The following is a 23,597-nucleotide window of genomic DNA, read 5'->3' on the forward strand; positions in this document are numbered from 1 at the left end:
CGTTTGAGAAAAAAGATGAAGGAAAATCAATGTTATATAAATTATTCGAATGGAATTCAAATATTTATAGAAAATATATTTAAACACCATTTAAGTGAGATAGAACTTTGTTTTTAATATTTCTTCAAATATTAAATCTCCGATTTAAAATTGTGGTGACTTAAGATAAATAGCATTCTACAAAGAATTAAATGAATCCTTCCAAGTGAGATTTAGGAATAATATGTTTCTTCCCAAGCCGGAACGTTTTAATTTTATCCTGTTTAATTAATTTCCTTACCGTAGAATCCCAGATATTCAAAAGGACGCAAACTTCTGATATGCTTAGGTTATATTTAGCTTTCAGTTTTTATATATCAAAAGTAGCAGTAGTTTTTTTAGTGTATTAATTTTTGAATCTGTACTGAATTCTTCTTTAGATTAATGAAGTTTTTCCTCCTTGACTTTTACTTGTAATCCCTTTGATTACAGGTGTGAGAACAATATTTTGTAGTAAATGTTTGGGCTACGAATGTTTTTATCATAATAGCTACAAATACGATTACTCCTGATGTTACTGCTTATAGTTTACTTTCCAATACAAAACTTAGAAAAAATATTCCCCAGCACTTCATCATTGGTCACCTCTCCGGAGATTTCTCCAAGATGTTCCAGGGCATTTCGAAGCTCATAAGCCAGTAACTCTGTGGAGATCTGGAAAGAAATAGCTTCTTTCACTTTATGAACGGCATCCATTGACTTTTTTAAGGCTTCAAAGTGACGTTGGTTGGTGATCACAACATTATTTTCTTCAGTTTTTAAATGCTCCACATAGGAGGAAAGCTCATTTTTAAGATCCTGAATATTTTGATTTTCAACTGCTGAGATTTTGATGAAATCAAATTCGTGAGAAATAGCTTCTCTGAAAATATCTTCTACCATTTCGTATTGGGTAGGAATCACTTCATCAATTTTTGTAGCACAGATAATCAGCTTAAGATCTTCTCGTAACAAGGATTGAATCATCTCAATATCCTCAGAAAAATCCTCAGTAGCAGCATCCGCCAGATACACAAGAATATTGGCATTTTCTACCTTTTCTTTAGCTTTTTTTACTCCGATCGCTTCAATTTCATCCATGGTTTCACGAAGTCCGGCAGTGTCAATTAATCGGAAGGCATTACCTTTAATATGAAGAACTTCCTCAATCGTATCTCTCGTTGTTCCCGCAATATTACTCACAATCGCCCTTTCTTCCTTCAAAAGCGAATTCAGCAGCGTAGACTTTCCGGCATTCGGTTTTCCGATGATGGCAACGGCTGTTCCGTTTTTAATGGCATTTCCGTATTGGAAACTTTCAATCAGAGAGTTTAATTTGACTTCAATTTTATCCAATAATCCGCTTAGGGCACTTCTGTCTGCAAATTCCACGTCTTCTTCAGCGAAATCAAGCTCCAGTTCAATTAAAGAAACGAAATTTAAAAGATCAGTTCTTAATACTGATATTTCATTGGTAATTCCTCCCTTCAGTTGATTGATCGCTACCTTTCTCGAAGCTTCATTTTCAGATGCAATGACATCGGCAATTGCTTCTGCCTGAGAAAGATCAATTCTGCCGTTGATAAAGGCACGAAGGGTAAATTCTCCCGCTTTGGCCATTCTCGCTCCGTTTTTGATCAGGGTTTCAAGAATACGTTTTCCAATATGCGGGGATCCGTGAAAAGCAATCTCCACAGAGTTCTCAGTGGTGAAACTTTTCGGTGCCAGGAAGATGGAAAGCATTACTTCATCAATAGCTTCCTCCTCATCCATAAAATAACCGTAATGAATGGTATGGGATTTTTGTTTTTCCAGATTTTTTGCCGGAAAACTTTTCTGAACTACAGATAAAGCTTCATTTCCTGAAACCCGGATGATGCCTAAAGCACCTATTCCATTGGCAGTAGCCAGTGCACATATCGTATCGTTATTCATGCTGCAAATTTACGGTTTTTAATGTGAATTTTCATTCAGGTCTTTTATTCAGATTATCTATTGCCTTATTCAGTTTAAAACAAGGAAGATTTGAAATTTGCCATGTTTTAAATGTTGGTACATAGTAAGTGTGCTTGCTGTGTTAGAAAATAAAGAATTTCTCTTATTAAACAGCTAAGGAAAACACCATGTTAAATCTAGGTTATATAAAATAATTCTGTTGAATGTAAATCGCATTTCAATGTAAAAATCCTTATCCGGGGATGATGTGCTGTAATACAGTGAGTAAAACACTGGCGGTATTTGAGGGATCAGTCTGGAATTACTGGAAATAGATGATAAGAGATTAATACAAAAGATTGGGTTTACAATAAAAAGCAGCTGTATGAAAACGCTTAGGTGCTTTTGTTGCTCAAATAATCTGCGCGCTTTCTTTGATGCTGTTCATCACAAAAATACTTTTAGTTTGCCCTATTCCCTCGATTTCTGATAATTTGTTGACGAAAAACTCATGAAATTCATCCATATTGGGAGCCAGGATCTTCAGCATAAAATCAAAATCTCCACTGATATTGTAAAATTCTACAACTTCCTTTAGTTTACCAACTTCCTCAATAAATTTTCCCGCTGTTTTTTTATTATGAACATTTAAAGCGATCATACAGATCACCATCATCCCTTTATTGACCTTTTTGCGGTCTACCACAGCAGTATATTCTTTAATGATTCCTTGCTTTTCCATACGTTTGATACGTTCGTGAGTAGGCGTAGGACTCAAATTGATCCTTGCTGAAATATCGCGGACACTCATCTTCGCATCTTTCTGAAGCAGGCGTAGAATGGAGAGGTCTTTTTCATCAGGAATATAATTTTCTGCTGCCATTTTGTTCTGTTTTAATAGGTTTTATCTGATGTTTCAGGTGTTTTGTTCTTTTAATTATTTTATATATTAAATATTGTTCCAAATTTACGATAAAATTTCCAAATACGTTCTGTTAATTTTAATTTTGCAGGAAATTTAAAACATGGATAGAAGGAAGAATTTAGTATTAATTTTAGCATCGGTAGGAACATTTGTAGAGGCTTTGGATATTGCCATTATTAATTTAACAATTCCTTCTATCCAGCAGCAGTTTCAGATTGGAGCTGAGACTGTTCAGTGGCTGCAGACACTCTATGTTTTGTTCTTTGGAGGATTTCTGATCATCGGTGGAAAACTTTCAGACCAGATGGGAAGAAAGAAAATGTTTTTATGGGGAGCTTTGATTTTTATGCTGACTTCATTGGGGGCAGGATTGTCCCCGAATTTTGAAGTCCTGGCGATATTCCGTGCTTTACAGGGATTGGGAGCTGCATTGGTAATGCCTTCTGCATTGTCTATTGTTACCAATACTTTCAGAGGGGAACAGGAGAGAAACCGTGCCATCGGAATTTTCAGTTCATTTGCCGCCATTGGTTCAGGAAGTGGTCTTTCGGTAGGAGGGATTATCAGTACATACCTGAGCTGGCATTGGGTCTTTCTGATTAACGTTCCCATTCTTTTAATCACATTGGTGTTATCGTATTATTATCTGCCGGCAGATGATAAAAATGAAGCCGCTCAGAAAACAGATATCATATCCGGGATATTGATGGTATTTGGACTTTTAAGTCTGACTTACGGTACGCATGAATTGGTTCATATTAAAGAACAGCCTTTCCTGATAGCGGGTTCTTTGGTTTTAGCATTGGTACTGCTTGTCATGGTATACTACCGTTTACAATCTGTAGCGGAGCCTTTGGTAGATTTAAAATTGTTTAAACATCAATCCTTAGTAGTTTCCAATGCTGTATTCTTTACCTTGGGAGCATTTTTTATCGGATTTTTATTCCTTATTTCACTGATGCTTCAGAAAGATATGGGATTTAGTGCTGCTTCAGCAGGATTAATGCTTGTTCCGTTCAGTATCATATCGGCTTTAACGGCTAAATTTATTCTGCCACATGTATCAAAACGTCTGAGCTCTTCTCAAATGGGTGTTTTAGGATGGCTGTTTATGCTGGCGGGAGGATTGCTGCTGTTGATTTCTGTTTACGCGGGACATCCGCTAACGATAGTTTTATTGGGAGCTGCATGTATTTCCGGAATTGGAATGACATTTTGTTTTACCGCACTTTCAGTAATGGGGATCCAGGATGTTGAACCCGCGCATTACGGACTGGCATCAAGTTTGAGTTCTACAAGTTACTTTTTGGGAGCAGGAATTGGATTGTCATTCATGACGTTAATGAGCCAGATCTTTCCTTCGGAACTATCAGTGGGAAGCCTGAATCTGATTATTTTGATCAGTTACGCTCTGCTGGCTCTCGGAATGTTATTCTTTTTTATAATAAAAAGCCTTAAAGTGAAGCAGACAGAAGTTGCTGTTTTATAATAAACGGTCTTAAAAATTTACAAACTATATGACGAAAGAACCGGTGCTTAGGGATCGGTTCTTTTTTTGGCTTTTTGCGATTCTGTTTCCCTTTACTATCTTTGTTTTTTTTACTTTTCATCATGAAAATACAGGTTATCAGCGATCTTCACAAGGAATTTGGAAGTACGGAATTATGTTTTGATCATTCGGATATGATTGTGCTGGCGGGTGATGTCAATTTGGGAACCAAAGGGATTGAATGGATTAAAAATGCAATTCCGGATAAACCTGTAATTTACGTTCTTGGTAATCATGAGTATTATAAAGGTTCATATCCTAAAACACTCCATAAAATCAGAGAAGCAGCGCTTGATTCCAATGTTCATGTGCTGGAAAATTCATCTATAGACATTAACGGTATTCGTTTTCATGGGGCAACCCTGTGGACGGATTTTTCGATCTTCGGAAATCCTGTTCAGTACGGCATGCTTTGTCAGCCGAAGATGAATGATTATAAAATGATCAGAAGAGACCCTTCCTATTCGAAAATGAGAACCCTGGATACCTTTAAAATTCATCAGCTTTCAAAACAATGGCTGTTAGAAAGCCTTGAAAATTCGAAAGGGTTTAAAAATATAGTGGTTACCCATCATGCTCCCAGCATACAATCTGTTCCCGAACATTACAAAGAGGATCTGCTAACAGCAGCGTACGCTTCTGATCTGGAAGATTTAATTACAGAATACCAGCCATTATACTGGATTCATGGGCATATTCATACCCCATGCAGATATAAGATCGGAGAAACAGAAGTCATTTGTAATCCTCATGGTTATATTGATGAAAAATATAACGGTTATGATAAGGAACTGCTTATTGTTGTTGAGTAAATCAGTAAAAAGAAAAAATCCAGTTATTTTCTTTTTCTTATTTTTTTAAATATCCAGAGATGATTAATGCTTTTTCATGAACTGCTTATAAAAAATTAAGTGTTTAGGATAAATTTTAAATTTTTTTTTAATTGAAGATAAAAACTGTTTTTAAGAATAATTGGTATGAATGTGATTCGTATTAAGTTTCTTTTTTGTGGAATTTGTATCTTTTCTTAATTTATGTTTAAAATATATTTAGTTATATTGCTGGAAATTAAGTATTTATTTTATTTTTTGATGTAACGAAATTATGGAGATAGTGGTCTTATAGATAAAACTATTATCTCACATGAAAATAATATTATTTCCTATAGCAATATTAACAGGCTCATTAGCAATGGCTCAGCAGGCTTCGGCTCCCGCAGCCAAAGATACTGTAAAGGGAAATGCAAAAGAAATAGAAGCTGTTACTCTGGTTGCCAGAAAGCCAACAGTAGAATCTAAAGTAGACAGAACTGTATTCAATGTAGCGAATAGTGCAATTCTGGCAGGAAATACAACATGGGATGTTCTTAGAATGACTCCTTTGGTAAGTATTGATAACAATGATGAGGTAAAAGCCGAGGGACAATTGGTTACCGTATACATCAACGACAGGAAATCTGTTTTTACAGGAAAAGAATTGAAGGAATACCTTAAAACAATTCCTGCAGACAATCTGATGAAAATTGAAGTGATTACCAGCCCGTCTTCCCGTTATGAAACTTCAGGGTCCGTTATCAATATTGTTCTTAAAAAAAGGGATGACGAAGGCCTAAAAGGCAGTATTTCTCTCAACAACAGGCAGAGTACCAAGAATTCACAATACACGAATTTCAACCTGAACTACCATAAGAAAAAGTTTACCCAAACCCTTACAGGAGGATACAATAACGGAAATTATGTACAGAAAACCCAAACCTGGGATAACCGTTATGAAAAAAATAAGCTTACCCGGTTCAACCTGGAAAACTTAATGAGGAATGAAAGTCCTTCTATTTCTTCTACCTCGGAGTTTGAAATTAATGATAAAAATAATTTCGGACTTGTATTGGAGTATTCACAAAACAGAAATTTGCTTTCAGCGGAATCTGATGGGATGACTTCAAAAGATGGAGATCCTGGAGAATCTTTCCTCCAAAGCCAGAACAATTGGGGATTCAGCCGTACTCTGGGAACAAATGCTTTCTATAAATACTATGATAAAGAAAAGAACAGAATTTTAGATATTAATTTGGGAACCAATTACTCCGGTGATAACAATGATAACCTCATAGATAAACTAATGGATAAACAGGGAGTGAAAACAGCCCAGCAGCTAGGAGTTATCAGTTCAAATCAGATGCGTAATTATTACCTGAAAGTGGATTATACACAACCTTTTGGTAAATCAGGCGGTACAATGGAAGTGGGTGGTAAAACGGAAATAAATAATCATGCAATTTCCAATAGCCTTTATGGATTCAGCATGAATAATCCTACCCCGGAATTTGCTAATCTATCCCAAAATGACAGATTCCGTTATGAAGATCATCTGAGCTCTTTATATGCCAATTACAGTAAAACATTTTTCGAAAAACTGGAAACGAGAATCGGAATCCGATACGAATATATTGACTATAAAGTAAGACAGGAGGTAGCAGGTACAGAGAGGAGAGATTCTTACGGCACTTTTCTTCCCAATCTATTACTGAAATATAATTTTTCGGAGAAATTTGACTTGAGTCTTACCTATAACCGAAGCATCTGGAGACCCTGGTATTCTGAGTTTAATCCTTTCCTGATGCCTGAAATTAACGGAACGTATTCCAGAGGAAATCTTTATCTGAATCCCAACCCGAATGACCGGCTTTACCTTAAATTAGGAATTCTGAAGAAGTACTTTATTTCTGCAAGATATATGCATACCAATCAGGATTACTGGACAACTTATGTAACGGAAAACGGAAGAACGGTTTCATTACCCGGAAACTTTGACGGTAAGGTTGAAAAATATTACCTTTTTGCCAATACCAATCAGAATTTCCTGAAAAATAAACTGAATGTGAATGCCGGATTTGGATGGTATTACATTAATAATAAAGATTTTAATGTGAAAAATAAACTGGGTGCCAAAGACTATATCAGTTATTGGGGAGCTTCCGCCAATGTATCTTATACGAATCTTTTTAATAAAAACATTAATATAAGTGCATGGATGGAATTGGCCAATCAGAACAACGGAAATTCATACGCGAACAATACCAATGTCTTCCATAATATTTCAGTGACTAAAATATTCCCGAAAACTCAAATGGAGCTAAGTATGCAGCTGATGAATATTTTTAAAAGACCTTATGGAGATAACACAACGTATAGTGCGGATGGAACTTTCAGAGAGTACTCAAAATGGGACTGGTATGGTGTTTCGCTTACTTTTGTAAAACGTTTCGGAAACCAGAAAGTAAAAGAAAATACAAAGACCGATGTAGAGAAAAACGGAGGCGGCGGAAAATAATTCAAAATTTGTTAGATAAAAATAAAAGCAGGTTTCAATTAGGAACCTGCTTTTTGTTTTTGGCAGGAAACAGGAAACTCAAAGAGGGGAATAGCAAGATCTATTCTTGATGATTGTCAAAAAAACTGTGCAATCTCTGTGATCTGTAGGAGAAAAAGAATTTAACGCAAAGTTTTCATCTGAAATTCTGACAATTCTAAGGAAGCAGGATGATAATATTTCTTTGCGTTTAAAACTTTATCCCGCAAAATTTACAGGTCAAAATATCGTAATTCACGATATAAATAAAAAACAGATCCCAATTGGAATCTGTTTGCATTCTATCAAATAATTATTAAATAGAGTTTATACTCTTAACTCTCAGTTTTATTTAAGGGTAAACTTCACTTTAGTTTTAATGGCATCTGAAGAATTTCCAATCAATGCTTCAAAGTCTCCCGGTTCAGCTACCCAATCGTGTTTTTGAGCATCAAAATAGCTTAAAGCCGTTTTATCAATGGTGAAAGTCACTTCTTTTTGTTCTCCCGGATTCAGGTACACTTTTTCAAAACCTTTCAGCTCTTTTGCAGGACGGGGAACAGATGATTTTAAATCGCTGATATAAAGCTGCGCCACTTCAGCACCTGCTTTTTTACCTGTATTTTTAACGGTTACGGTAAATGTGATTTTACCATCCTGTGAAATAGTAGTCTGGTCGGCTTTCGCTTTCCCGAATTCAAAAGTGGTATAGCTCAATCCATGTCCGAAACTGAACAATGGTTTTATATTCTTAGTGTCATGCCAACGGTACCCTACAAAAATGCTTTCATTGTAAGTAATATTGATAGGATTTTTCTGGTCTTTCCCTTTTCCTGCCGCCAGCTCATCTTTCTGTCCCGGATATTCTCCAAGCTGGTGCGCTGAATTGTCTTCAAGTTTTACTGGGAAGGTAAACGGAAGTTTTCCTGATGGGTTGGCGTCTCCGGCTAAAATGGCAGCAATAGAATTCCCGGCTTCAGAACCCAGATACCAGGCCTGTACAACCGTTGGAACATCTTTAATCCATGGCATGGCCACTGCATTTCCGGAAACTAAAACCACAGCAAGGTTTTTGTTAGCTTTTGCAAGAGCAGAGATGATTTGATCCTGATTGTAAGGCAATCCATAGCTTTTTCTGTCGTTTCCTTCACTGTCCTGGAAGTCAGCTTTGTTCAGTCCGCCTACGAAAATGACGTAATCTGATTTTTTTGCCAGTTCTACGGCTTCATTCAGTAATTCAGTTTCAGATCGCGTATCTTTTAAGTCCTGTCCGGATTTTACTCCGTTATATTCACCTCTTATATCACCTACATAACCTCTCGCATACTGTACGTCTGCCTGTTTCCCGAATCTGGATTTGATTCCGTCCAAAGGAAGTGTTTCATATTTCACTTTTAAAGATGAAGAACCACCGCCAACAGTCATTATTTTAATAGCATTCTCTCCGATAACGGCTATTTTTTTAGCTTTATTTATATCAATTGGAAGAATATTTCCCTGATTTTTTAATAAAACGATTCCTTCTTCACCAATTTCTTTGGCAATGGCTTTATGCTCTTCAGAAGCAATATTTCCGAAAGGTTTGTTGCGGTTCATCGTCGTTTTATAAGCAAGACGAAGCAATCTTGTTACCTTGTCATCCAATTCTTTGGTGCCTACTTTCCCTGCTTTAATCAGATCAAGATAAGGTTTTGCCAGATAATAGTTGTCGTAGGCATTTTTAGTTCCTGCGGAAAGTCCGTTGGTCCATGATCCGAATTCCAGATCAAGACCATTGTGGATGGCCTGTTCAGTATTGTTGACAGCACCCCAGTCGGATACTACAACGCCTTTATAGTTCCATTCTTTCTTCAAAATATCATTTAAAAGATACTGATTCTGGCTGGCATACTGGCCTTTGTACATATCATAAGCACCCATAATGGTCCAGGAATCACCCTCTGTTACCGCTGCTTTGAAAGGAGGAAGGTAGATTTCATAAAGTGCTCTGTCATCCACATTCACATTGCTTGTATGACGGAACATTTCCTGATTATTCAGGGCAAAATGTTTTACAGAAGTTGCTACTCCGTTGGATTGTACCCCTTTAATATAAGGAACTACCATTTTTGAAGTCAGATAAGGATCTTCACCCATATATTCAAAATTTCTTCCGTTTAACGGAGTTCTGTAAATATTGACTCCAGGTCCAAGAAGAATATCTTTTTTTCTGTAACGGGCTTCTTCACCCAAAGCTTTCCCATAGTTCCATGACATTTTTTTATTCCATGTTGCGGATAAAGCAGTCAGGGCAGGGTAGGCGATGATAGAATCGTTGGTCCATCCGGCCTGATCCCATTCGTCCCACATTACTTCAGGACGAACTCCGTGAGGACCATCTGTTGTCCAGAATTCAGGAATTCCCAATCTTGGTACCCCCGGCGAACTGAATTTCGACTGCGCATGAAGCATTGCTACTTTTTCTTCCAGGGTCATTCTTGATAATGCATCCTGAATACGCTGTTCTACAGGTTTGGATTCATCTAAATAAACGGGTATGGTAGTATTGGTCTGAGCCATGTAAGAAGCAGAGATAAGAGTGAATAAACTTATAATGACGGTTTTCTTTAACATATGCCTTTCTATTTGATTAAAGGCAAAAATAAAGAAAATTTCTTTATTATCTCAAATTGAGAAAATAAAATTTTAGCGAATAAAAAACTGCCTGCTTATTTACAGACAGCTCATTATTAAATATTTTATTTGTAATGACGAAAAAAATAAAGAGAAGCATACGAGTGAAAAGCAATACTCTGAATCCCGAAAACTCGTACCCTGAATCTCAAATCCACTCTCACAACTCTAATACTCTCAAACCTTCACACTCATCAATCCCAGCCCTTCACAGCACCTCCTTTGAAAATTTCTTTAGCTTTCTTTTCCACTTCGGGAGACTGATAGGCTTTTACAAAGTTTTTTACTTTCTGGCTGTTTTTATTATCCTGCCTGGCAACCACTACATTGACATACGGTGAGTCTTTATCTTCAACAAGGATACCTTGTTTCTCCTGATCAAGGCCGGCCTGAGCGGCAAAATTATTATTAATCACTCCCACAACAACATCTCTGTCTTCCAGCACTCTTGGAATCTGAGCACCTTCAATCTCCATGATTTTCAGTTGTTTCGGGTTTTCTGTAATATCTGTTACTTTGGGTAGAAGTCCAACACCGTCTTTTAATTTTAAAAGACCGCTTTTCTGCAAAAGAAGTAAAGAACGTCCTCCGTTGGTAGGATCATTCGGTATAACAATGGTGTTGCCTTCCTGTAACTGGCTGATATTAGTAATTTTTTTTGAATAAGCTACAATAGGATAAACGAATGTATTTCCCACTGGCACAAGGTTGTAACCTCTCTGCTTTGACTGTTCTGTTAAATAAGGAATATGCTGAAAGGCATTGGCATCAATATCTCCGTTAGTCAGTGCTTCATTGGGAACTACATAATCATTGAAAGGGATAAGCTCTACTTCCAGATTATATTTTTCTTTAGCCACTTTTTTCGCCACTTCGGCAATTTCCTGTTCCGGACCATACGTAATGCCTACGCGGATAAAGTTCGGGTCATCTTTTCTTCCCGAGCATGCACTGAACAGCAATATTCCTGCAGCCAATAAACCAAAAATCTTTATTTTTTTCATTCTATTATTTTTTTTTAAATGCTATTGAGGTAAAAGATAAAAGATGAATGAAGGAACTCTCATACACTCAAACCCTCCAACTCAAAACTACCTGTGATCAAATCTTTTTGAAAACCTGTCGCCCATAAACTGGATGATGAAAACCAAAAGAACAAGAAGAATCAGAACGGTATTCATAATGACAATGTCATACCCGATATATCCGTATTGGTAACCTACCTGTCCAAGTCCTCCTGCGCCTACAGCACCACCCATTGCAGAGTACCCTACAAGAGTAATTAAAGTAATGGTGGCATTGTTGATTAAGGAAGGAAGTGCTTCAGGTAGCAATACTTTTCTGATGATCTGTAACGGAGAAGCTCCCAAAGCTCTTGCTGTTTCTATAAGACCGTGAGGAACTTCAATAAGGCTGTTCTCCACGAGTCTTGCAATAAAAGGTGCTGCTCCCACACTTAGCGGAACTAATGCGGCATTCACACCAATAGAAGTTCCTGCCAGAATTCTGGTGAAAGGAATCATCCATACAATGAGAATAATGAAGGGAATGGCACGGAAAATATTAACCAGAATAGATAGACTTCTATGGTAGACTGCATTTTCCAGCAGTTGTCCTTTTCTGGTTAAAAATAACATGATTCCTACCGGAAGTCCCAATACAAATCCAAAAAATCCGGATAAAAATGTCATATAAACCGTTTCCCAGGTTCCTTTTGCCAAAAGGGCAATTACCGTATCACTAAGCATATCCTTTTACTGTATTTTGAATTTTATTTTGGTTGAAATAATAGATCGCCTGCTGGTTTTCTTCAGTTTCACCCTGAAGCTGCAAAAGCAGTTTACCGAAATTGGAATCTCCAAAATATTCTACATCTGCTTTTAACAATTTATAAGGGATTTTATATTGATTATATAGCGTTGAAAGAATTTCTTCAACACTGATGTTTTCGTTAAGTTCTATTTCGATCAGCGGAAATAAACCTTCTTTAGGCTCTTTCTGCAGTCTGTTGATGAGTTCCTGTGGCAGGGTCATGATGTCTGAATTGATGAACTGGCGGATGATCGGGTTTTCTTTATCCGAAATAATCTCGCTTAAAGTTCCTTTTGTTAATAATTTTCCTTTGTCGATAACGGCCACATGGTTGCAGACCGCTTTGATGACTTCCATTTCGTGGGTAATTAAAAGAATGGTAATTCCCAGTCTCTGATTGATATCCCTTAAAAGCTGCAAGATAGACTGCGTTGTAGCAGGATCCAGTGCGCTGGTGGCTTCATCACAAAGTAAAAGGTGAGGGTCGTTGGCTAAAGCCCTGGCAATAGCTACTCTTTGTTTCTGCCCTCCTGAAAGGCTTTTGGGATAATCGTTGGCTTTATCTTCAAGTCCTACAATCTTCAGGAGTTCATTTACTTTTCTGTTGATTTCGTCCTTGCTGGTATGATCCAGTTCCAATGGAAGCGCTACATTATCAAAAACAGTTCTTGAAGAAAGAAGATTGAAATGCTGGAAGATCATTCCGATTTTTTTACGCTCTTCAGCCAGTTGTTTGGAATTGAGCTTTGTAAAATCTTTTCCATGGATAATAATCTGCCCCTCATCCGGTCTTTCCAATAAATTGACCGTACGGATCAGCGTACTTTTACCTGCACCTGAAAAACCTATAATTCCTACAATATCTCCTTTATCTATAGTAAGACTCACCTTATCCAGTGCCTTAAACGACTGTTTTTTCTGGTGAAATGTTTTGGATATGTTTCTGATTTCTATCATTCTGATTTTATATACTTTTTAAATAGGCTGATAGGGTCTGCCTGCTTTGTTTAAAAATCTCCTTACTCTTCTGATTTTGACCTTGGCCCGTTTTGAAAGTCTGAAATACTTGGTGACATTGGTTAGAAGTACTCCCAGCAATATAATAAATAAACCATACAGCTGACCTCCATTGATGCTTTGGTTCGCAACAATCCAGCCTGCAATCACTGTTACAATAGGATTGATGTAGGTATGGGTGCTTACCAAGGCAGCGGGTTTTACGGACAGAAGCCAAATGTACGACAAATAAGCGATTATCGATCCAAAGAAGATCAAAAATAGAACCCCAAACCATGCCGATAACGGAACCGCAGAAACTGAAAAATCAGTCCATTCCTTTCGGAAAAAAGCAATCAGAAAAGAAGCTAATCCTGCTACTATAAGCTGTTGGGCAATATTCATAAACGTAGATTGGGAAGCAGGATTTTTCTTTGAATAGAGAGCACCAAGTACCCAGGCAATGGAGCTTAATCCCAAAACTATAAACGCAGTAATACGCAGACTTCCGTCAGCAACTACATGAATATTAGAATTTATGCTGCCTTTTAAAAAGAGCACTAATCCTACAAATCCTATGACCAGTCCTATCGGAATAAATTTATCCGAAAAATAATATTTCCAGTTCTTTTTGTCGATCGCAATAAACCAGAATGGGCCGGTTGCAATAGAGATAGCCGCTTCTGAAGCCGTTACATATTGTTCTCCCCACGCAACAAGCCCGGTTCCTCCTGTAAGAATAAGAACCCCGATAACTGCATTTTTCTTCCAGTTGATCAGAGAATTTGCTTTTTCTCCTTTAGACAGAAGATATCCGATCATCAGAATTCCGGCAACCAGAAACCTTAATCCCGAAAGAATGAATGGCGGAAAACCTTTTAAGCCAAATGAAATCGCTAAAAAAGTAACTCCCCATATCACATAGATGTTTGTAAAAGCTAATGGAATTAACCATTTGTTTTTGGAATTATTCATTTTTATGTTTTTAATGTTGTTGTATTTAACAAAAAAAGGCTCTACCACGTGGTAAAGCCTTTGAAAATATATCTAAATAAAAGTAAGGTCAACCACAGTGTTCTTCATGTACAGGCATACAGATATCCTTCATCATATTTTTGATGGTATATTTCTTCATTGGATTATTCTTTAATTCTGCCTTCATTTTTTTTTATTTCCTGAATACGTTTGCAAATATAGAATATAATTTTTATTAGTCTACTAAAAAAGTAGATGTTTTGAATATTAAATTATTGTTAATGATTTAAATTGTTGTTTGTCAATATATTATATATTTTTTTATTTTTATTTTTTTTGGTAGAATATATTGATTTCATATCTTTTTGTTCCAGTTAGATCAAAATTTTATTAAAATAGATGTTATGGAAAAGTCAATATAAATTGAAATTTATGAGAATTATGCAATTGTGAAATGCCGGTAAAGGTGATTACAGAAACACAGGTGTTGCATTTATTAAACCAGTTAAATGCACAGGATTTCTGTTCACAGTAATTCAGCATCAAAATTAAAAGAAATAAAAAGAAATAAACGGTAGAATATTAGGCCTGTCATATTACTCCTGTTGCAGACAATGCCAAAAGAAATTTAGATTTTTATACCAAAGTTTTAGGAGTAAGACTGGTAAAGAAAACCATAAATTTTGATGATCCGGGAACGTATCACTTTTGTTTTGGAAATGAAAACGGAACACCGGGAACGATTCTTACATTCTTTCCCTGGGAAGGAATAGGTAAAGGAATAAACGGAAGTGTTATGGCTATCCATATCGGATCTTCAGTACCGAAACTACGCTCGAACTTATTAACTCGAATCCCGAAATCCCGCCTTCCATCATAATAACCAATTAACAATTTCAATACATGGTTATCCGATATTTTCAATGTAAAAAAACAAAGGCTTCAATAGTATGAATTTTATCATGCAAGTGAAAATATAATGAAATATTGTTGGGGAAACCAGTATTTTTGAAGTACTTTTTGTATATAATAAAACACAAATTTACGATTATTTCAGAAAACAAAATCAATGGCTTTTTGTTTTTAAATAATAGAATCTTTATGAAAAAAACAATTATTTTTAGTGGATTATTCTTATCCATTCTAATCAATGCTCAGAAGAATAACGTTATGTTTAATCCTTTTTCCCTCGCTTTTGGAAAAATTCAGATAGGGTATGAGCGACCCATTAATTCTAACATGACTTTAGGCTTAACTATAGGGGCAAAGATGTCATCAGGTGTTTTTAAAATCTCGGGGTTAAATACAAATGCAATCCAAACTGATGATTTTAATTATAAAGGTATTGAGCTGCAACCAGAATATAGATGGTATTTACAGAAAAATGTAAAAAATTACACCGGATTTTTCTTAGGAAGTTATTACAGATACCGGAATTATAATAACAAACTTGCTATTGTATATAGACCGAATTCAGCCGATGATTCTAAAAATTACAACCTTGAATCTGGTCTTATATCTCATACCTTAGGCTTTGAAGTAGGCTATAAGCTTCCTGTTTATAAAAATTTGTTTGTTGATTTTATCATAGCGGGACCAGGGGTGAGTTTTAATAAAGTTACCTTAGATACTTCTGGTGTAAACATTGAAGATCAGTTTTATACTGATTTGGCTGGTGCTATTAAAGAAAAATATAGTTTTGTAAATAATTTAAATCCAAACTTAAACTTCAAAAACGAGGGTAATTCAAACAGGAGTTCAAAAATTGTATTACCAGCTTTTAACTATGGAGTAAAAGTGGGGTATTCTTTTTAATTCTGGATTTGTAAAATACAGTAAAAAAAGCCAAGGGAGGCAGCGTTATGAATAATACATTAATCAAAAAGCTCTTCTCCTTATTAAAGAGGTTGGGAATTCACAGTATTACAGAGAATTTAAATAAAGTTATTCTTTAAAATATTCTATAAAATTAAATAGGTTTAAGAATAAAACATACCCGTGTGTTTTCCAAAAACAACAATCCAATATAACCATACTGCCGGATGCAAAAAGTTTCCGGCATTTTTTTTTGCAGGAAAGTCATTTATTAAACTAGTTAAATGTGCAGGGTTTCCAGTCTCTCTAAATCTGTCCTGACAAACAAGAACAAATAACAATCTGATATGGACAGAAAAGATTTTTTAAAGAAAGGATTATTGGGAACAGGAATGTTTGTAGCATTAGCTTCTCTGGCAGGCGCTATGAAAAATGACATCGACGAGATCGAATCCCTTAGAACCGATCGGATACAATCATCTTTACAATACAGAACCTAATTTACTCTCTTTCAACTTTAAGCCCTCAACAATCAACTAAATTTGAAAAGTCAAAAAAAATCCCGATTTTTGCACTCCTTCAATAAACCCGAGTTCATGAAATTATGTATTGCCGAGAAACCCAGTGTTGCCAGAGACATCGCCAAAGTATTGGGCGCTACCACGCCTAAACAAGGCTATATGGAAGGAAACGGCTATTGCGTAACATGGACGTTCGGACACCTCTGCACCCTGAAAGAACCTCACGACTACGGTCCGCAGTTCAAATCCTGGAATCTCTTTTCACTGCCGATTATTCCCAGCAGCTTCGGAATCAAGCTGATCCCGAATAAAGGAGTGGAAAATCAGTTTAAAGTGATTGAAAGATTGGTAGAAGAATGTGATGAGGTCATCAACTGCGGGGATGCCGGGCAGGAGGGAGAACTCATTCAGCGTTGGGTATTGCAGAAGGCAAAATGCAACAAACCTATCCAGCGTTTATGGATTTCTTCATTGACGGAAGATGCTATTAAAGAAGGGTTTGCAAGTTTAAAACCTGCCGAAGATTATAAAAATCTATATCTGGCCGGAAATGCCAGAGCCATAGGAGACTGGTTATTGGGAATTAATGCTACCAGACTTTTTACCAAGAAATTCGGGGGAAATAAAGCGGTTCTTTCCATTGGAAGAGTGCAGACTCCCACACTGGCCATGCTGGTTCAGCGTCAGAAAGAAATTGATGCTTTTACCGCAGAAGAATACTGGGAGCTGAAGACCAAATACCGTGATGTCATTTTCAATGCAGCGATCGATCGTTTAAAAACATTGGAACGGGCAGAAAAAGGGCTGGAATATCTTAAAGTCAATCCATTTGAAATTGTTTCTTTCGAAATTAAAGAAGGAAAAGAAAAAAATCCACGACTTTTTGACCTTACCGGACTTCAGGTGGAAGCTAATAAAAAATATGGATACTCAGCAGAAAATACGCTGAATTATGTACAAAGTCTTTATGAAAAGAAGCACGTAACCTATCCGCGTGTTGATACCACCTACTTATCCGATAGTTTATATCCGAAAATTGCAGGAATTCTTCAGAAAATGTATCCTTATCAGGATCTGATTGCTCCGTTGCTGGAAGCTCCGATTCCGAAATCGAAAGCGGTTTTCGACGATACAAAAGTAACCGATCACCATGCGATCATTCCTACAGAAATTCCACCTTCACAGAATCTGAGCAGGGAAGAAAAGCTGATTTATGATCTGATTGCCAAACGTTTTATAGCTGTGTTTTATCCGGAATGTAAAATTTCCAATACCCTGGTAGAAGGAAAAGTAGGAACCATTCCTTTCAAAACAAGCGGAAGACAGGTTCTTGAAGCAGGATGGAGAGCCGTTTATGCCAAAGAACCCAAAGAAGAAACTACCGATAAGGAAAAAGAAAAAGAGGAGGAACAGACGATCCCTGAATTTATTGTAGGAGAAACGGGACCACACGATCCGATGATTCACCAGGGAAAAACCACACCTCCAAAACCTTATACCGAAGCAACCCTGCTGAGAGCCATGGAAACAGCCGGAAAGCAGGTTGAAGATGAAGAGCTTCGTGAAATGTTGAAAAACAACGGAATCGGAAGACCATCTACCCGTGCGAACATCATCGAGACCCTTTTCAAAAGAAAATACATCGAGAAAAAAAGGAAAAATCTCATCGCTACTCAAACCGGAATACAGCTGATCGATACCATCGAAGACGAGCTGTTAAAAAGCCCGGAACTTACCGGAGAATGGGAATCAAAACTTCGTAAAATTGAGAAAGGCGAGTACGAAGCCAATCTTTTCAAAGAAGAACTGATTCAGATGGTTACAGAACTGACTGAAAAAGTGGTGTACGGAAAAGGAAAAGTGATTACCCTTCAGGAAGAAGAAAAAGAAGAAGTGAAGGAGAAGAAAAAAAGAGAACCTGCCCAGAAAAAAGAACTTCAGTCCTGGGAAGAAACAAAATGTCCTAAATGTAAAGAACACAATCTGATCAAAGGAAAAACAGCGGTAGGCTGCTCTGATTTCAAAAACTGCGGCTTTAAAATTACCTTTGAAATTTTCGGTAAAAAATTATCAGATAAACAGCTCCTGGATCTCGTATTAAAAGGAAAAACCTCAAAACTAAAAGGTTTTTCTACCCATCCGGAAGCTATCACAGAAGGTGTTCTCATTTTAAATGATGATTTTCAGGTACAGCTTAGTTGATCAATTTCAAATCGACAATTCCATTCGGAAAAACAGTTAACAAGAATGATTAAGTAGAGAATACGGGATTCGAACCCGTGACCTTTTGACTGCCGGTCAAAGGTAGTAAATCTTTGTATACGCTAGTTCTATTGGGAATGACAAGCTTTAGGGATAGACTAAAAGCTGTATTTGTCATTCCGCGGGTTGCAGCTTTATACTTTCTCTGACAGAGTGGTTTATCGGAACAATCTCCTGTACCAGCCATCAACATCACTCCTAATCTCCTCATGATGCTTGCATAAAATGACTGCCAGCTCCAGCTCAGACCTCTCAGGTTGATAAGGATTCAAAGTAAGAAATCCGAAGAAATTTCCATCCTGATCAACAATCGCCGGAGGATAAGAAGCGTAAGCATTCCATGGAGAATATGCACCATATGTACTACCGTAGTTTCCATAGGTATTCCAGATAGATTTTGAACCGAAGGTATTTCCGTAATCGCTAAACTTGTTCCAGATCGAATTTTTATCAAAATTATCACAGTTTAGGCATCCCAGATATTGATCATGATCTGCACCGCCATACAAATGCAGCGTTTGCGCATGAAAAATACTGGCTGCCAGAAAACTTAAAAACAGAAGTGCTTTTTTGATATCCATAGAAGTATTCCTTTATTACAAAGCTAACTCTTTGAACCGGAATTTTGATAAAGCAAAAATAATGAGGTTGCCTGCTCAAAAGTTCATACCCTTAGAAATTTTTTACGCTTTAAATTCTTTACTCTTTAAATCAATCTTTAAATTTACATGCAAATTCAAAAAATAATGACTCCAGAGAAAAGAAAACTCATTACAGACAGCTTTGGCCGTTCAGAAACCCTGAAATTCTATCAGGCAGAACTGCTGGAAGCAGAAACTGATTTTATCTCCATGAAAATCCCTAAAATGAAAATGATGACCCGAAAAGCAGGAATGTTCAATGGAGCAATGATTGCCTCTCTGGTGGATGTTTCTTCAGGATATGCTGCCGTGAGCCATTATCCTGAAGACTGTTATGTAGTGACCGTTGAGCTGAAAGTGAATTACCTTCGTCCTGCAATGGGGGATGCATTGGTTTCAAAATCTTATGTTATCAAAGGTGGAGGAAAAATTGTTGTAGTGAGAACAGAAATTTACGTTCAGACCGAAGGCTCTGATTCAGAAAGTCATGTGGCCACCTCATTAGTTACCATGATGAAAATAAAATAAGAATTTAAAGGAAATAAAAGACGGAATATTCCTTCAATAAAGGGTTTCAGAGAATTCTTTTTTCCGAAATGGAATGGCTTTTGCTCCACAAATCCCATAAACATTAAAAAATATCACAATGAACTTAATTATCCGACTATTTATCACAGCGATTGTCGCTTACCTTTTAACTAAAATCTTACCTGGAGTACAGTTTGAAGGATTCTCTTCAGCCGTCATCTTTGCTATTGTACTTGGGGTTCTTAACATATTTGTAAAGCCTGTTTTAAGTCTGTTTGGCCTTCCGTTGACCATTCTTACCTTAGGATTCTTTGCTTTGGTAATTAATGCTGCAATTGTCCTTATTGCAGACTATTTTATAGACAGCATGGTAGTAGATGGCTTCTGGTGGGCATTTATCTTCAGTATATTATTGTCAATCGTAACCTCCCTGGCGAACTCCATGTTCTCAGATGGAGAATAATTCATGATAAACAATCAAATAAGTTCCGCTCTGTTTTAGAGCGGAATTTTTTATTTCTTAATGAATTTTACTACTGCTAAATCACCTTGTTGATCTTTTATTCTTAGGTTTCATTCTAAAACACTTGGGTTCACTTAAGTAAGTTTAAAATGATACCGCAGAAAAGTTTACATAAGATGAACATTTCGACTTCGCTCAATAGGCAAAGATTATCACAAAACTTAGGTGTACTTATTACACATAAGTTATGGTTCTGAAAAAACTTGAGTGTTTAAAACTTTTGTGCCTAAAATAATGATTATAAAAGTTTAAACAGCCTCAAAGTTTTGCCCTACATACATCAATTATTTTTTCAGGTTTAAAAACTTAAATGTTAATTCTTTCGTCCGTTTTTATTTTAAATATTAACTTTGGCAATCTTTGAATTTAATAAAAGGATTTCATGAAATCACTCCAATTTCATAGATCCGTTAAAAAATGAATATCAACATATGAAACTTAAGTACAGTCTGCTGGCTTTGGCAGCTCCGCTTTTAATGAATGCACAACAAGTAATGACGCCTGAAATTCTTTGGACTTTGAAAAAAGTTGGAGTACAGGCAGTTTCACCGGATCAGGCTTCTCTTATCTATAAAGTAGGACAGGTTGATCTGAAAACAGAGAAAACAAAAAATGAGAACTATTTTCTGAATGTTCTTAATCATCAGTCTTCTAAAATTGATTTCGGTAAAAAAGCACTTATTCAGTGGGATAAAAACGGAATTTATGCTCAGGAAGGTGATAAAATCTATCTTTCTAAAGATGCCGGAAAAACCTGGACAGAATTTTATACCATCGGGGAAGCTGATAATATTGTCATTTCTCCGGATGGGAAGAAAATTGCCTTCAGTAAGCAGGTGCTGGTGGAGAAAGTAATGGGGAAAGATAAATTCAGTGATACTCCCAAAACTACGGCACAGGTATACACGGACCTGAACCACAGACACTGGGATTATTTCAATGAAGGAAAATACAACCACGTATTTGTAGTGAATACTTCGGATAAAGTAGAAGGTGCTAAAGATCTTCTGGAAGGTAAAACCTGGGATTCCCCGCAAAGACCTTTCGGTGGGGCTGAAGATTTTATCTGGAGTCCGGATTCTGCACAGCTTCTATATGTCACCAAACCCAAAAGCGGGAAAGAGTACGCTACCAGTACCAATACCGATATCTTTGCTTATGATTTGGCATCAGGTACAACCAAAAACCTTACAGAATCAAACAAAGGATATGATGTAAACCCAAAATTCAGCCCGGACGGAAAATCTTTAATCTGGCAGAGCATGGCCAGAGATGGATATGAAGCAGATAAAAATGATGTGAAAATTCTGGACTGGAAGTCAGGGAAGACGACTAATCTTACTTCAGGATGGGATGAAAGCGTTTTAGGAGATGTGTTTTGGGGAGCAGATTCAAAAACAATCTACTTCACAGCAGCATTCAGAGGGACGAAACAGCTTTTTGCCCTGGATTCAAAATCAGCAAAAGTACAGCAGATTACCAAAGGAGATTTTGACGTAAACGAAATCTTTACAGACAATAAAACTTCACTTTTAGTAGGAAGAACAGACGTAAACCATGCCACAGAATTATTCTCTGTAAACATTAAAAACGGAGAAATGAAGCAGGTTACTGAGGCGAACAAAGAAACATATGCTAAGTTAGCTCAAGGGAAATCTGAACTTAAAATGGTGAAAACGTCAGATGGTAAAGAAATGGGAGTCTGGTTTCACTATCCACCCAACTTTGATCCAAACAAAAAATATCCTACTTTGGTATACTGCCAGGGCGGTCCGCAGTCTGCATTGACACAGTATTTCAGCACAAGGTGGAACTTTGCTTTGATGGCTGCCAACGGTTATATCGTAGTAGCTCCGAACAGAAGAGGTATGCCGGGCTGGGGAACAAAATGGAATGAAGAAATTTCAAGAGACTGGGGCGGACAGCCAATGAGGGATTATCTGGCAGCCACAGACTTTGCGAAAACTTTACCATACGTAGATGGAGACAGAGTAGCCGCTGTAGGAGCAAGTTACGGAGGATACAGCGTATTTATGCTGGCAGGAATCCATGAGAACAGATTCAAAACATTCATTGCTCATGACGGATTATTTGATATGAAATCATGGTATCTGACTACCGAAGAACTTTGGTTTGCCAACTGGGATCTTGGTTCTCCATGGGAAAAGCCACTTCCAAAAGCATACACAGAATTCAACCCAAGCAATTTTGTAGAAAAATGGAACAAACCCATCATGATTGTTCAGGGAGGAATTGATTTCCGTGTTCCTTACGAACAGGGGCAGGAAGCTTTCCAGGCTGCAAAATTAAGAGGATTAAAATCTAAACTGGTGTACTTCCCGAACGAAAATCACTGGGTACTTCATCCGCAAAACGGATTGGTATGGCAGCGAGAATTCTTCGACTGGCTGAAGGAAACTTTATAAGGCAAACAACAATTTATGATCAATAGAAACGGGCTTTAGCCCGTTTTTTTATAATGAATAATCTGACTAACTTCCAGCCTCTCTCTTCCAGCTTCCTAATCTGCAAGTAATAAAATCTCTATATTTGAATATGCAAAACCGTATTTCTTCATTTCCACCTCTTATTGATATCCAATCTGAAATTTTAATTTTAGGCTCAGTTCCCGGAGTAAAATCACTGGAAAAACAGCAATATTATGCTCATCCACAAAACAAATTCTGGAAAATCATTTTTGAATTGCTGAACGAAGAATTTACAGAGGATTATTCTCAAAGAATTGCAACAATAAAGAAACATCATATTGCCCTCTGGGATGTCATTGATTCCTGTGAGAGAAAAGGAAGTCTGGATTCTGAAATCAGAAACGAAGAAGCTAATCAAATTGAAGAATTGCTTGAAGAATATCCAAATGTCAAAGCCATTTTTTGCAATGGCGGAAAATCTTATAAAAACTTGCTGAAACTCTTGGGTAAAGAGTATAAACTGCCCATTTTTTTATTGCCCTCTACAAGTCCGCTTCATACTGTTTCCTTTGAAAAGAAGCGGGAAGAATGGAAAAGAATTCTGGAGTTTTTGGTTTGAGAGTGAGAAGATAAAGCTAGATTCTTAC

The 23,597-nt window shown here is 36.9% G+C and carries 20 protein-coding genes and 1 pseudogene; 11 read left to right on the forward strand and 10 right to left on the reverse strand.

What is annotated here, in order from left to right; all coding sequences use genetic code 11:
* Window positions 1–187: 187 nt before the first annotated feature.
* From ACODR7_RS01760 to ACODR7_RS01770, 3 genes are all read right to left on the reverse strand, one after another.
* Entirely contained in the window at window positions 188–346 is a 159-nt protein-coding gene (locus ACODR7_RS01760) for a helix-turn-helix domain-containing protein (RefSeq protein ID WP_488837121.1), read from the reverse strand.
* A gap of 221 nt (window positions 347–567) precedes the next feature.
* The gene (mnmE, locus tag ACODR7_RS01765) at window positions 568–1,953 is read right to left on the reverse strand and encodes a tRNA uridine-5-carboxymethylaminomethyl(34) synthesis GTPase MnmE (protein ID WP_110367003.1); all 1,386 of its coding nucleotides are present in this window, start codon (window positions 1,951–1,953) and stop codon (window positions 568–570) included.
* Between the two features lie 412 nt (window positions 1,954–2,365).
* Entirely contained in the window at window positions 2,366–2,836 is a 471-nt protein-coding gene (locus ACODR7_RS01770; protein WP_076595553.1) for an Lrp/AsnC family transcriptional regulator, read from the reverse strand.
* A gap of 142 nt (window positions 2,837–2,978) precedes the next feature.
* On the opposite strand from ACODR7_RS01770, the gene ACODR7_RS01775 reads away from it, so the two are divergent.
* From ACODR7_RS01775 to ACODR7_RS01785, 3 genes are all read left to right on the forward strand, one after another.
* Window positions 2,979–4,367 carry an MFS transporter gene (locus ACODR7_RS01775; protein ID WP_488836790.1) on the forward strand — a complete coding sequence of 463 codons (1,389 nt, stop codon included), beginning with the start codon at window positions 2,979–2,981 and terminating at the stop codon, window positions 4,365–4,367.
* Between the two features lie 122 nt (window positions 4,368–4,489).
* Window positions 4,490–5,239, forward strand: a complete 750-nt coding sequence (locus ACODR7_RS01780; protein WP_488836792.1) for a metallophosphoesterase — start codon at window positions 4,490–4,492, stop codon at window positions 5,237–5,239.
* Window positions 5,240–5,570: 331 nt separating this feature from the next.
* Window positions 5,571–7,757 carry an outer membrane beta-barrel protein gene (locus ACODR7_RS01785; protein ID WP_488836794.1) on the forward strand — a complete coding sequence of 729 codons (2,187 nt, stop codon included), beginning with the start codon at window positions 5,571–5,573 and terminating at the stop codon, window positions 7,755–7,757.
* A gap of 366 nt (window positions 7,758–8,123) precedes the next feature.
* Here ACODR7_RS01785 and ACODR7_RS01790 read toward each other — a convergent pair whose 3' ends face one another.
* The 5 genes from ACODR7_RS01790 to ACODR7_RS01810 all read right to left on the reverse strand — a co-directional run bounded on the left by ACODR7_RS01790 (window position 8,124) and on the right by ACODR7_RS01810 (window position 14,231).
* Window positions 8,124–10,388 (reverse strand): glycoside hydrolase family 3 C-terminal domain-containing protein, encoded by a 2,265-nt coding sequence (locus ACODR7_RS01790; RefSeq protein WP_488836795.1) that lies wholly within the window; start codon window positions 10,386–10,388, stop codon window positions 8,124–8,126.
* A gap of 254 nt (window positions 10,389–10,642) precedes the next feature.
* Window positions 10,643–11,452 (reverse strand): methionine ABC transporter substrate-binding lipoprotein MetQ, encoded by an 810-nt coding sequence (gene metQ, locus ACODR7_RS01795; RefSeq protein WP_488836796.1) that lies wholly within the window; start codon window positions 11,450–11,452, stop codon window positions 10,643–10,645.
* A gap of 87 nt (window positions 11,453–11,539) precedes the next feature.
* Window positions 11,540–12,196, reverse strand: coding sequence for a methionine ABC transporter permease MetI (gene metI / locus ACODR7_RS01800; protein ID WP_488836798.1), 657 nt, complete (start codon window positions 12,194–12,196; stop codon window positions 11,540–11,542).
* On the reverse strand, window positions 12,189–13,217 hold the full coding sequence (locus ACODR7_RS01805; protein ID WP_488836799.1) for a methionine ABC transporter ATP-binding protein: 1,029 nt from the start codon (window positions 13,215–13,217) through the stop codon (window positions 12,189–12,191). The genes metI and ACODR7_RS01805 overlap by 8 nt, the downstream gene beginning before the upstream one ends.
* Window positions 13,218–13,235: 18 nt before the next feature.
* Window positions 13,236–14,231: an EamA family transporter gene (locus ACODR7_RS01810; protein ID WP_488836801.1), complete on the reverse strand. Its 996-nt coding sequence runs from the start codon at window positions 14,229–14,231 to the stop codon at window positions 13,236–13,238.
* 595 nt (window positions 14,232–14,826) lie between these two features.
* On the opposite strand from ACODR7_RS01810, the pseudogene ACODR7_RS01815 reads away from it, so the two are divergent.
* Window positions 14,827–14,883: pseudogene (locus ACODR7_RS01815) on the forward strand (hypothetical protein); the annotation flags it as partial.
* A gap of 50 nt (window positions 14,884–14,933) precedes the next feature.
* On the opposite strand, the gene ACODR7_RS01820 reads toward ACODR7_RS01815, so the two are convergent.
* Window positions 14,934–15,131, reverse strand: coding sequence for a hypothetical protein (locus tag ACODR7_RS01820; RefSeq protein ID WP_488836803.1), 198 nt, complete (start codon window positions 15,129–15,131; stop codon window positions 14,934–14,936).
* Between the two features lie 201 nt (window positions 15,132–15,332).
* Here ACODR7_RS01820 and ACODR7_RS01825 point away from each other — a divergent pair, with 201 nt between their 5' ends.
* From ACODR7_RS01825 to ACODR7_RS01835, 3 genes are all read left to right on the forward strand, one after another.
* Window positions 15,333–16,046 (forward strand): DUF3575 domain-containing protein, encoded by a 714-nt coding sequence (locus ACODR7_RS01825; RefSeq protein ID WP_488836805.1) that lies wholly within the window; start codon window positions 15,333–15,335, stop codon window positions 16,044–16,046.
* Window positions 16,047–16,393: 347 nt separating this feature from the next.
* Window positions 16,394–16,546, forward strand: coding sequence for a hypothetical protein (locus ACODR7_RS01830; RefSeq protein ID WP_488836807.1), 153 nt, complete (start codon window positions 16,394–16,396; stop codon window positions 16,544–16,546).
* 96 nt (window positions 16,547–16,642) lie between these two features.
* Entirely contained in the window at window positions 16,643–18,769 is a 2,127-nt protein-coding gene (locus ACODR7_RS01835; RefSeq protein WP_488836809.1) for a type IA DNA topoisomerase, read from the forward strand.
* Between the two features lie 218 nt (window positions 18,770–18,987).
* On the opposite strand, the gene ACODR7_RS01840 is transcribed toward ACODR7_RS01835, so the two are convergent.
* Window positions 18,988–19,410 (reverse strand): hypothetical protein, encoded by a 423-nt coding sequence (locus ACODR7_RS01840; RefSeq protein WP_488836811.1) that lies wholly within the window; start codon window positions 19,408–19,410, stop codon window positions 18,988–18,990.
* Window positions 19,411–19,575: 165 nt separating this feature from the next.
* Between ACODR7_RS01840 and ACODR7_RS01845 the strand changes: the two genes are divergently transcribed.
* From ACODR7_RS01845 to ACODR7_RS01860, 4 genes are all read left to right on the forward strand, one after another.
* Window positions 19,576–19,998 (forward strand): PaaI family thioesterase, encoded by a 423-nt coding sequence (locus ACODR7_RS01845; protein WP_488836812.1) that lies wholly within the window; start codon window positions 19,576–19,578, stop codon window positions 19,996–19,998.
* Between the two features lie 118 nt (window positions 19,999–20,116).
* Window positions 20,117–20,461 carry a phage holin family protein gene (locus ACODR7_RS01850; RefSeq protein WP_488836814.1) on the forward strand — a complete coding sequence of 115 codons (345 nt, stop codon included), beginning with the start codon at window positions 20,117–20,119 and terminating at the stop codon, window positions 20,459–20,461.
* A gap of 491 nt (window positions 20,462–20,952) precedes the next feature.
* Window positions 20,953–22,947 (forward strand): S9 family peptidase, encoded by a 1,995-nt coding sequence (locus ACODR7_RS01855; RefSeq protein ID WP_488836815.1) that lies wholly within the window; start codon window positions 20,953–20,955, stop codon window positions 22,945–22,947.
* A gap of 130 nt (window positions 22,948–23,077) precedes the next feature.
* A complete protein-coding gene (locus tag ACODR7_RS01860; protein ID WP_488836817.1) occupies window positions 23,078–23,569 on the forward strand; it encodes a DNA-deoxyinosine glycosylase in 492 nt (163 codons plus the stop codon).
* The last annotated feature ends 28 nt before the right edge of the window (window positions 23,570–23,597 follow it).

Source organism: Chryseobacterium sp. FG46 (genome assembly GCF_057809135.1).